The sequence below is a fragment of the Phytobacter massiliensis JC163 genome (assembly GCF_000321045.1).
GTDB classification, from domain to species: Bacteria; Pseudomonadota; Gammaproteobacteria; order Enterobacterales; family Enterobacteriaceae; genus Phytobacter_A; species Phytobacter_A massiliensis.
The window spans coordinates 1,072,923-1,083,374 of record NZ_HE578945.1; the positions used below are offsets into that span (position 1 = coordinate 1,072,923).

A 10,452-nucleotide genomic window follows, 5' to 3' on the forward strand; every position below is an offset into this window, starting at 1 on the left:
CGCAAACGGGCAACGTATGTTGCCGCAATGTTATTCGAGCATGCGCATCTGGCTCAGCTTTTATGAGTCAACTCACAAAACAGATTGTTATTACTGGGAAAAGGGCCGCTCGCCTGTAGATTTTTAACAATGAGTTCACTTGTTAAAAACAATGTCATTACAGGAGCAGGTCATGACAGCACCCGTACAACACCCGATGTATATCGACGGCCAATTTGTTACCTGGCAGGGCGACGCCTGGATCGATGTGACCAACCCGGCAACAGAAGCATTGCTCTCGCGCATTCCGGATGGAACGGCGGACGATGCGCGCCGGGCCATCGAGGCAGCAGAAAAAGCGCAGCCGGCCTGGGAAGCGTTGCCAGCGATTGAACGTGCCGGGTGGTTACGCAAAATCGCGGCGGGGATTCGCGCCAAAGCCAGTGAAATCAGCGCGTTAATCGTGGCGGAGGGCGGTAAAATTCAGCAACTCGCCGAGGTGGAGGTAAACTTTACCGCCGATTACATTGACTATATGGCCGAGTGGGCGCGCCGTTACGAAGGGGAGATCCTGCAAAGCGATCGTCCCGGTGAAAATATCTTTGTCTTCAAGCGTCCGCTGGGCGTGACCACGGGCATCCTGCCGTGGAACTTTCCCTTCTTCCTGATTGCCCGCAAGCTGGCACCGGCGCTGATTACAGGCAATACCATTGTGATCAAGCCCAGCGAATTCACGCCAAATAACGCTATCGCCTTTGCGGAGATTGTTCATGAAGTTGGCCTGCCGAAAGGGGTGTTTAACCTGGTGCTGGGACGCGGCGAGACGGTAGGGCAGGAGCTGGCGGGCAACCCGAAAGTGGCGATGGTGAGCATGACGGGGAGCGTGGTCGCCGGGGAAAAAATCATGGCGGCGGCGGCCAAAAATATCACCAAAGTCTGCCTTGAGCTGGGCGGCAAAGCGCCCGCCATTGTGCTGGATGACGCCGACCTGGAACTGGCGGTTAAAGCGATTGTAGACTCCCGCGTCATCAATACCGGGCAGGTTTGTAACTGCGCGGAGCGTGTTTACGTGCAAAAGGGCATTTACGATCGCTTCGTCAACCGCCTGGGCGAGGCCATGAAGGCAGTGCAGTTCGGCAACCCGGCAGAGCGCAACGATATTGCGATGGGGCCGCTGATTAACGCCGCCGCGCTTGAGCGCGTGGAAGCGAAGGTGGCTCGCGCGGTAGAGGAGGGGGCGCGGGTGGCGCTGGGTGGAAAAGCGGTTGAGGGTAAGGGCTATTTCTACCCGCCGACGCTGCTGCTGGATGTCCGGCAGGATATGTCCATCATGCATGAAGAGACCTTCGGGCCGGTGCTGCCTGTCGTTGCCTTCGACACGCTTGAAGAAGCGCTGGCAATGGCGAATGACAGCGATTACGGTCTGACCTCATCGGTGTATACGCAAAACCTGAATACGGCGATGAAAGCCATTCGCGGCCTCAAGTTCGGCGAAACCTATATCAACCGCGAAAACTTTGAAGCGATGCAGGGCTTCCACGCCGGGTGGCGCAAGTCAGGTATTGGCGGCGCGGACGGGCGTCATGGCCTGGAGGAGTATCTGCAAACCCAGATGGTCTATTTGCAGGCGTAATGGGGTTGGCCATGTAAAAAGGGGGCTGCCAGTCGACTAACTGGCAGCCCCTTGCAAAGGCGCTTTCGGTATATCAGAACATTATCAGCACTGATAAGGCGGGGTTGCCCCCGCCTTCCAGGTGCTACTTACCGGATTCGTAAGCCATGAGAGCAGCTACCTCCCTGTCTGCGTCTCTGTAACGAATTTCGCAGAGCGATTTTCGCACCAGCCAGGTAAATATCAACAGTGTGATACACACTATCAATACGCACCCGATGAACCCGTTCCGTGGTAGCTTCATGGCCTTCTTCTCCTTGCCTTTCGGCGGGTAAGAGGCTACTCTGATGTTGTCTGACATAAGAGTGGGCCTCGTTGGTTAATTGGAAAATTACCTTCGGGGCTTTCTTCTTTCTGCCACATAGCTTCATGAGGCAAAAAGCCTCAAGCGCCGCCGCTATCATACCCTCCATGACGCCATTATCATCATCGTATGGCGTGTAAATCAGACAATCATCCCTGATTATTTTCCGCCGTAATAATGCAAAAGTTGCCCGATACCCGCGGTTCTCCCGGATGCGGCGTTGCCTTATCCGGGCTACCCTGACAGAGTGTATCCGGGGCTCAAACCTTCGTCGCAATCCAGTTCATCATCAGTTCCGGCCATATCGAGACCGGCAACCCCTGCGCGTCACGAATACCAAAACCGTGTCCGCCCTGTTCGAAAAGGTGCATTTCAACCGGTACGCCGAGTCGGCGTAGCGCCGTGAACATCACGACGCTGTTTTCTACCTTCACCGCCGGGTCATCGACGGCATGCAATAAGAAGCCAGGAGGGGAGTCATGAGTCGCGCGTTCTTCCAGCGAATAGTGCGCGATCTGCGCGTTGTCCGGGTTATCGCCTATTAGCTCATGCCGTGAGCCGGGATGATCCACCGCGTTGTGCATGGAAATAACCGGGTAAACCAGCGCCATAAAGGCGGGCCGGGCGCTTACGGCGTCGATGTCATCAATGGCGCAATATGCGCGCTCGTTATAACGCGTACCCAGGCTGGCGGCGGCGTGTCCGCCAGCGGAAAACCCCATCACCCCCAGCCGCGACGGATCTAACTGCCACTCATCTGCCCGAGCCCGAAGGGTGCGCATTGCCCGCTGAACATCCGCCAGCGGTGCATTTGCCCCCTCAGCGTGGCCGTCTGCCGGCAGGCGGTAGGTCATTACAAACAGCGTATAACCCCGGGCGTTAAAAAAGGGGGCCAGGGCACTGCCTTCTTTATCCAGCACGACGCGGCGATAGGAGCCGCCAGGGGTAACCAGAATGCCCACGCCGTTGGGTTTTTCCGGCGCGTAGACGGTGATTTGCGGTGCGCGAACGCCGGTGACGGAGCGGTCAAAGGCAGAGGGGCCGGTCAGGTTCTCTTCAAGTTGAAACGTCACCGGACTTGTCGCGGCGCCGGGTGCCTCCCCCTGCGGCCAGACGGGGAACGTGACGGAGCGCGCAACCGCCTGCTTCATAAGCGTTAACAGTGTCGCGGAATCTATTTCGGCCACGAAGACATCTCCATCAAAGTGAAACAGCGGTTTATAGCATACGCAGAAAAGGGAAAATGTGGGTAGGGTAATAAAACGGATGGCCGGACCATCCGTTTTGACATTACAGCGCGCGATATTTCTCCAGCACGCGCACCCGTTGGGTGACGCATTACGCTTCTCCTTTACGGTTAAAAAACGCACTTCACCAGGCATAGCCTTTTCTGCCGTCAACGGCAAATGACAGCTTTTCATTTAGCCGTAAGCGTTTGATAACTGATAAAGAAAAGTTAATGAATTTTTAAGAAAAGCCCGGTATGTTGGCTTCTTTTATGACTCATTCAGGAAAATCTTATGCGCAGCACTTGGTCAGGCCTGCAGATCGCGATTCACTGGCTGGTGTTTCTGCTGGTGGTCGTCACCTACTGCGCGATGGAGTTTCGCGGTATGGCCCCGCGCAGTTATCGCCCGTGGTTTAATATTGTTCATGTTTCCTGCGGCATTACCATCCTGGTGCTGATGGTGACGCGCCTGCTGCTGCGTTTAAAAACGCCTGCGCCGCCGATTACGCCCAAACCGTCGCCGATGCTGACCGGCCTTGCGCACCTCGGCCATCTGGTTATCTATGTACTGTTTATCGCCTTGCCGTTAATTGGGCTGCTGATGATGTATAACCGCGGCGGAAACTGGATCGCCTTTGGCATCACCATGCCCCATGCCGCCGAGGCTGATTTTGACCTCGTAGACATGTTAAAGGCGTACCACGTTACCCTGGCAATGGTGGGCTATTACGTCATTGGGTTGCACGCGCTGGCGGCGCTGGGTCATCACTACATCTTTAAGGACGACACGCTTAAACGCATGCTGCCAGGCCGACGGAACCGCTCTCTTTAACGACGGTTGAAATGTGACTTCACAGCGTTTTTTAGTGAGAAAGCACGGCGAACTTCACATTTCAGGCGCTTGTCGCTGTGCGAATTTCGAACTGACAGTATAGATAGTATATCTATTATAGAAACAATGTCATTGGGCGGAGGAGCTATGACACAGCCAGCGCAGCAATCGCTTGAAAGGAGTTCTATGTCGCAAGATGTCGCTACGTCACGTAAATTACGCAAGGTTTTACTGGCCACCGGCGTTGGTCATTTTGTTGAGTGGTTTGATTTTGGGCTATACGGTACGCTTGCGGCGATCATTGGCCTGCAGTTTTTTCATGCCGAAAACCCGAGCGTGGCGCTGCTCTCCTCGTTTGCCGTCTTTGGCGCGGGTTTTATCATGCGCCCGCTGGGCGGCTTGTTCTTCGGGTCGATGGGGGACAGAAAAGGGCGGCAGAAAGTTCTCGCAACGGTGATTTTGTTGACCTCCGGCGCGACCTTCGTGATGGGGTTGCTGCCGACCTATCATCAGATAGGCATTACCGCTACCGTGCTTCTGGTTATAACCCGGCTGGTTCAGGGCTTTGCCGCTGGGGGAGAGAGCTCCGGGGCCACCACCTACCTTGCCGAATACGCGCCTAATAATAAACGCGGCTATTTTACCTGCTGGATCGATAACTTCGGCTTTATGGCCTTTGTCGCAGGTTCCGGGCTGGTATTTCTGCTGACGGCCTCACTTGGCGAAGAGGCCATGAGCGACTGGGGATGGCGCATTCCGTTTCTGATTGCCGGGCCGCTTGGCTGGGTCGGACTCTATCTGCGTAAGCATCTGGAAGATTCGCCGGAATTTCTTGAGGCTCAACAGCAGGGGCAAACCGATGCCACCCCGTTACGTTCTGCCGTGACCCGCGCCTGGGCGGCGCTGCTGTTCTGCGTCGGGTTTGTGGTGCTTAAGGCCGTCGGGCACTGGACGCTGCAAACCTTTATGCCGGGCTATCTCTCCACCGAACTGCACTATTCGAAGCTCGACTCTTACGCCATTACCACTATCGGCCTGTTTTCCGTGGCCGTACTGGTGCCGTTTATGGGGTATCTTTCCGACAAATTTGGCCGTAAGCCGTTAATGCTGGCAGGGTGCGCCGGTTTCATTTTGCTGAGTTACCCGGCGATGATGCTGATGGCGAATGGCGATATGCTCTCTGCGGTGCTGGCGATGGTGATGCTGGGCGCGTTTATCGCCGCGTTTGACGGGGCCTGTAGCGCTGCGATGGCGGAGCTCTTTCCTACCAGCGTGCGTTACGGTGGGCTCTCTATCGCCTATAACTTCTCGGTGGCCTTTTTTGGCGGGATTACGCCCTGGTTCTCGGCGTGGCTTATCACCTCCACCGGCGATAAATTTTCCCCGGCGTTTTATGTCATGGCCGCTGCGCTGATCACGTTCATTACCGTGATGCGCGCGCGTGAAACAGCAGGTAAGCCGCTCAAGCGGTAAACACAATATTTGGCATTAATAAGGTTAAAAATTGATCTGGCGATCGGTTTTAACGATCAATTCAATAATTTTATTTGATTAATCCTTTCAATGATATAGGCTCTTAGCTGCTCCGTCGATTACGCCAACACCAGGCGGCGGAGCAGGTTACCCTGGCGAAACGCTGTGTGATTCTTCTGGTGGCTCAGGGATGATATTGCGCTTTGTCAGGGTAACACTTCTCGCCTTTACTCCTCGTTCAGACCTTACCTGCACCGCTATCCAGAACGTTTTGGTCATATTTCACTTACATCCCTTTCATAACTCATATACTATACCCCCCCTGAGTATAGGAGGGCGCAATGCCACATTCACCCGAAGACAAAAAACGCATTCTCACCCGGGTTCGCCGCATTCGCGGCCAGGTCGACGCGCTGGAACGCGCGCTGGAAAATGGCGACCCCTGCATCGCCATCCTCCAGCAGATCGCCGCCGTTCGCGGGGCGGCGAATGGTCTGATGGGGGAGATGGTCGAAATCCACCTTAAAGATGAGCTGGTCAGCGGCGATACCACCGCCGAGCAGCGTGCCGTGCGCATGGCGGAAGTCGGCCATCTTTTGCGCTCTTATCTAAAATAAATTCACGTCCGTATAAAAAAGGAAGGGTTTGATGAAATCACGTGCTGCAGTTGCGTTTGGTCCAGGTCAACCGCTCAAAATTGTCGAAATCGATGTCGCGCCGCCTAAAAAAGGTGAAGTGCTGGTGCGTATCACCCATACCGGCGTTTGCCACACCGATGCGTTTACGCTTTCTGGTGACGATCCTGAGGGCGTTTTCCCGGCGGTGCTGGGCCATGAAGGCGGCGGCGTCGTGGTGGAAGTCGGCGAAGGCGTAACCAGCCTGCAACCCGGCGATCATGTCATTCCGCTTTATACCGCCGAATGCGGGGAGTGTAAATTCTGCAAGTCCGGCAAAACGAACCTCTGCCAGGCCGTTCGCGCCACGCAGGGCAAAGGCCTGATGCCGGATGGCACCACCCGTTTCTCCTATAACGGCGAGCCAATTTATCACTACATGGGCACCAGCACCTTTAGCGAATATACCGTCTGCGCTGAGATCTCGCTGGCGAAAGTCAACCCGCAGGCGCCGCTGGATAAAGTCTGCCTGCTGGGCTGCGGCGTGACCACCGGTATTGGCGCGGTGCACAACACGGCGAAGGTGAAAGAGGGCGATACCGTGGCGGTCTTCGGCCTGGGCGGCATTGGTCTGGCGGTAATCCAGGGGGCGGTACAGGCGAAAGCGGGTCGCATTCTGGCCATTGATACCAACCCGGAAAAATTCACCCTTGCTAAAGAGATGGGGGCGACGGACTGCATCAACCCGCAGGATTATGACAAGCCTATTCAGGACGTCATTGTCGAACTGACCGACGGCGGCGTGGATTTCAGCTTCGAATGTATCGGTAACGTCAACGTGATGCGCGCTGCGCTGGAGTGCTGCCACAAAGGGTGGGGCGAAAGCGTGATCATCGGCGTCGCGGGCGCAGGCCAGGAGATTAAAACCCGTCCGTTCCAGCTTGTGACCGGGCGCGTATGGCGCGGCTCCGCGTTTGGCGGCGTGAAAGGGCGTACTCAACTGCCGGGTATGGTAGAAGAGGCGATGGCGGGCAAGATTCGTCTCGATCCGTTTATCACCCATCGCCTGCCGCTGGACCAGATCAACGACGCTTTTGATCTGATGCACGAAGGCAAATCTATCCGCACCGTTATCCATTTCGGCGATAACTAATCCTTTAATGGGCCAGCGTATGCGCTGGCCCATTAATGTCTAAATCTGTGACCCGCCTGACGTTTTTTACCTTAACAAAAATCCCGCCGCTGCCGATATCTTCCGAACAGGCGTGTTTTACGCATCTTACAAAAAGAGAGTCGAGAGCCATGGACAAATCAGCAGCGATGCAAGCACCACAAGGCATTGGATTTTTGCACAATATTCGGTTGGTTCCCCTGTTTTCCGCTATTCTCACCGGCATTTTACTTCTGTTTGCGCTGAGTTCCGGTCTGGCGGGGTACTTTTTGATGGAGGCCGACCATAACCAGCAGGACGTCACTCAGGAAATACAGGTTCGTATGGGGCTGTCGAACAGCTCTAACCATCTGCGCACCGCGCGTATCAATTTGATTCATGCAGGCGCGGCGAGCCGTATTGCTGAAATGGACGACATGAAAAGGAATATCGCCGAGGCGGAAAAACGCCTTAAACAGTCCCAGGAGGGCTTTAAAGCCTATATGGACCGTGCGGTGAAAACACCGGAGGATGTCGCCCTCGATGGCGAATTGACCACCCGCTTCAATGCCTATATTGCGGGTATGCAGCCAATGCTGAAATACGCCAAAAACGGCATGTTTGAAGCCATCATCAATCATGAAAACGAGCAGGCGCGTCAGCTGGATAACAGCTTTAACGAAGTTCTGCTGCAGGCGATTAAGATCCGCACCGAGCGCGCCAATCGTCTTGGCGAGCAGGCCCACCATCGTACGCAGCTTGGGCTTATCTTTATGGCGGGAGCGTTCGCCGTTGCGCTGGTGCTGACCCTTATCACCTTTATGGTGCTGCGCCGCATTGTAATTAACCCGCTACAGCGCGCCGCGCGCCGTATCGAACACATCGCCGCCGGTGATCTGACCGTGGCGCAAGAGCCTGCCGGGCGCAGTGAAATTGGTCGTCTGACCCATGGACTGCAGGCGATGCAGCAGTCGCTGATGAAAACCGTCTCAACCGTGCGCGACGGCGCAGAGGAGATTTATCGCGGCACCAGCGAGATTTCCGCGGGCAATACCGATCTCTCTTCACGCACCGAAGAGCAGGCGGCCGCTATCGAACAGACTGCCGCCAGCATGGAGCAGCTTACCGCCACCGTTAAACAAAACGCGGATAACGCGCACCACGCCAGCAACCTGGCCCGCGACGCCTCCGGTAAAGCGACGAAAGGGGGCGAGATTGTCGATGGCGTTGTGCAGACCATGGGGAATATCTCCGCCAGCTCGAAGAAAATCTCCGAGATCACGGCCGTCATCAACAGCATTGCTTTCCAGACCAATATCCTGGCGCTCAACGCCGCGGTGGAAGCAGCCCGCGCCGGTGAACAGGGGCGTGGATTTGCGGTGGTCGCCAGCGAAGTTCGTACCCTGGCCAGCCGCAGCGCTCAGGCAGCAAAAGAGATCGAGGCGCTGATCAGCGAATCGGTCGGTTTAATTGATAAAGGCTCCAGCGAAGTGGTGGCGGCAGGCGAAACGATGGATGAGATCGTGACCGCGGTGAAACGCGTCACCGATATTATGCTTGAAATCGCCGCCGCATCGGATGAGCAGAGTAAAGGCATCACCCAGGTGAGCCAGGCCATCACCGAGATGGACAATGTTACCCAGCAAAACGCCTCGCTGGTGGAGGAAGCGTCTGCCGCGGCCGCGTCACTGGAAGAGCAAGCAGCGCGCCTGACCGAGGCGGTAGGCGCGTTTCGTGTTGTCGGCGGCCGCGAGCGAAACAGTGAAAAACCCGCGGCCAGCGCGGCAAAAAGCTTTACCGCCCCGCGCCCGGCGGTAGCCACGGGGAGCGATAACTGGGAGACCTTCTGATTTTTCCCGGATGCGTTACGTTTGTTTTGGTTGGTGATGCGTAGCCCGGGTAAGCGGTAGCGCACCCGGGATTTTCCCGGATGCGGCGTTGCCTTATCCGGGCTACGTTTCTGTGTCTGTTGGTGATGCGTAGCCCGGGTAAGCGACAGCGCACCCGGGGTTTTCCCGGAGGCGGATGCCATGTTTCTGTATTGCCCGGGTCAGGCAATACGCAACGTTTCCTGCGCCACGGAAGGCGTCACGCTCACCGGGACCGATTTTGAGGTGGGCGTCCCGGTGCCGTCGCCGAAGCTGGAGAGCGGAACCAGCGGATTTGTTTCCGGGTAGTAAGCGGCAAGGTTTCCACGGGGAATGTCATAAGCGACCAGGCGGAACCCCTCCACCCGACGTTCAATACCATCTACAGACTGCGTGGTAATATCTACCCGGTCGCCATCGCTCAGACCCAGCCCGCGAATATCCTCCGGGTGCATAAACAACACGTCCCGTTGACCGTATACGCCGCGATAGCGATCGTCCAGCCCGTAAATCGTGGTGTTGTACTGGTCGTGAGAGCGCAGCGTTTGCAAAACAAACGGGGCGCTGCTCTGCGGGCAAACCGACGTCGGTAACGGGGCGGCGCTAAACTCTGCCTTACCGGACGGGGTGGCGAAACGCAGCTGCGCCGCCGCATTGCCTAACCAGAATCCGCCGGGTTCGTCGCAACGGGTATTGAAATCCGTAAAGCCTGGAATGGTTGCGGCGATGTGGTCCCGAATACGGTTGTAGTCATCCGCCAGCGCCAGCCAGTCCAGTTTGTCTTTCCCCAGTACCGCATGGGCAATTCCGGCGACAATGGCGGTTTCTGATTTTTGCGTGCTGGCCAGCGGTTTGCCGATCCCCTCTGAGGCGTGAACCATGCTGAAAGAGTCTTCAACCGTCACAAACTGGCGTCCGCTGGCCTGCATATCCTCTTCGGTACGTCCCAGGGTGGGAAGGATCAGCCCCTGCGCGCCCGGCATCAGATGGCTCCGGTTGAGTTTGGTGCTGATGTGCACGGTGAGGCCGCAGCGCTGCAGCGCTTCGCAGGTCAGGTGCGTGTCCGGCGCGGCGGCGGCCAGATTGCCGCCCAGGGCGATAAGCACTTTAACGTCATTGCGCAACATTGCCTGGATCGCCTCAACGGTGTTGTGGCCCGGCTCGCGCGGCGGGGTAAAATCGAAATGTCGCGCCAGGCTGTCGAGCAGGGCGGCGGGCGGCTTCTCATCGATGCCCATCGTGCGGTTTCCCTGCACGTTACTGTGGCCGCGCACCGGGGCACAGCCCCGNACCCGGGCCTGCCCAGGTGGCCGCCAAGCAGTTGCAGGTTGA

The 10,452-nt window shown here is 56.7% G+C and carries 8 protein-coding genes and 2 pseudogenes; 6 read left to right on the forward strand and 4 right to left on the reverse strand.

The features are described 5' to 3' along the window. The first annotated feature begins 172 nt into the window (after positions 1 to 172). Positions 173 to 1,612 (forward strand): aldehyde dehydrogenase, encoded by a 1,440-nt coding sequence (gene aldA / locus ENTHG_RS05310; RefSeq protein ID WP_044175443.1) that lies wholly within the window; start codon positions 173 to 175, stop codon positions 1,610 to 1,612. Between the two features lie 124 nt (positions 1,613 to 1,736). On the opposite strand, the gene ENTHG_RS05315 is transcribed toward aldA, so the two are convergent. The 3 genes and pseudogenes from ENTHG_RS05315 to ENTHG_RS05320 all read right to left on the reverse strand — a co-directional run bounded on the left by ENTHG_RS05315 (position 1,737) and on the right by ENTHG_RS05320 (position 3,106). Further along, positions 1,737 to 1,859, reverse strand: a complete 123-nt coding sequence (locus ENTHG_RS05315; RefSeq protein WP_275404570.1) for a type I toxin-antitoxin system Hok family toxin — start codon at positions 1,857 to 1,859, stop codon at positions 1,737 to 1,739. Further along, positions 1,804 to 2,064: pseudogene (locus ENTHG_RS25980) on the reverse strand (DUF5431 family protein); the annotation flags it as partial. The pseudogene ENTHG_RS25980 and the gene ENTHG_RS05315, both read right to left, overlap by 56 nt. Before the next feature lie 151 nt (positions 2,065 to 2,215). After that, a complete protein-coding gene (locus ENTHG_RS05320; protein ID WP_044179009.1) occupies positions 2,216 to 3,106 on the reverse strand; it encodes an alpha/beta hydrolase in 891 nt (296 codons plus the stop codon). A gap of 369 nt (positions 3,107 to 3,475) precedes the next feature. Between ENTHG_RS05320 and cybB the strand changes: the two genes are divergently transcribed. The 5 genes from cybB to ENTHG_RS05345 all read left to right on the forward strand — a co-directional run bounded on the left by cybB (position 3,476) and on the right by ENTHG_RS05345 (position 9,102). Then, entirely contained in the window at positions 3,476 to 4,015 is a 540-nt protein-coding gene (cybB, locus tag ENTHG_RS05325) for a cytochrome b561 (RefSeq protein WP_044175448.1), read from the forward strand. A 186-nt stretch (positions 4,016 to 4,201) separates the two neighbouring features. Continuing rightward, positions 4,202 to 5,488, forward strand: coding sequence for an MFS transporter (locus ENTHG_RS05330; protein ID WP_106403189.1), 1,287 nt, complete (start codon positions 4,202 to 4,204; stop codon positions 5,486 to 5,488). A 341-nt stretch (positions 5,489 to 5,829) separates the two neighbouring features. Next, positions 5,830 to 6,105 (forward strand): metal/formaldehyde-sensitive transcriptional repressor, encoded by a 276-nt coding sequence (locus ENTHG_RS05335; RefSeq protein WP_044175454.1) that lies wholly within the window; start codon positions 5,830 to 5,832, stop codon positions 6,103 to 6,105. Between the two features lie 31 nt (positions 6,106 to 6,136). Next, the gene (locus tag ENTHG_RS05340) at positions 6,137 to 7,255 is read left to right on the forward strand and encodes an S-(hydroxymethyl)glutathione dehydrogenase/class III alcohol dehydrogenase (RefSeq protein ID WP_044175455.1); all 1,119 of its coding nucleotides are present in this window, start codon (positions 6,137 to 6,139) and stop codon (positions 7,253 to 7,255) included. A 149-nt stretch (positions 7,256 to 7,404) separates the two neighbouring features. Next, complete coding sequence (locus ENTHG_RS05345) at positions 7,405 to 9,102, forward strand: methyl-accepting chemotaxis protein (RefSeq protein WP_044179012.1); 1,698 nt, start codon at positions 7,405 to 7,407, stop codon at positions 9,100 to 9,102. Positions 9,103 to 9,302: 200 nt separating this feature from the next. On the opposite strand, the pseudogene ENTHG_RS05350 reads toward ENTHG_RS05345, so the two are convergent. Further along, positions 9,303 to 10,452, reverse strand: a pseudogene (locus tag ENTHG_RS05350) (molybdopterin dinucleotide binding domain-containing protein); the annotation flags it as partial.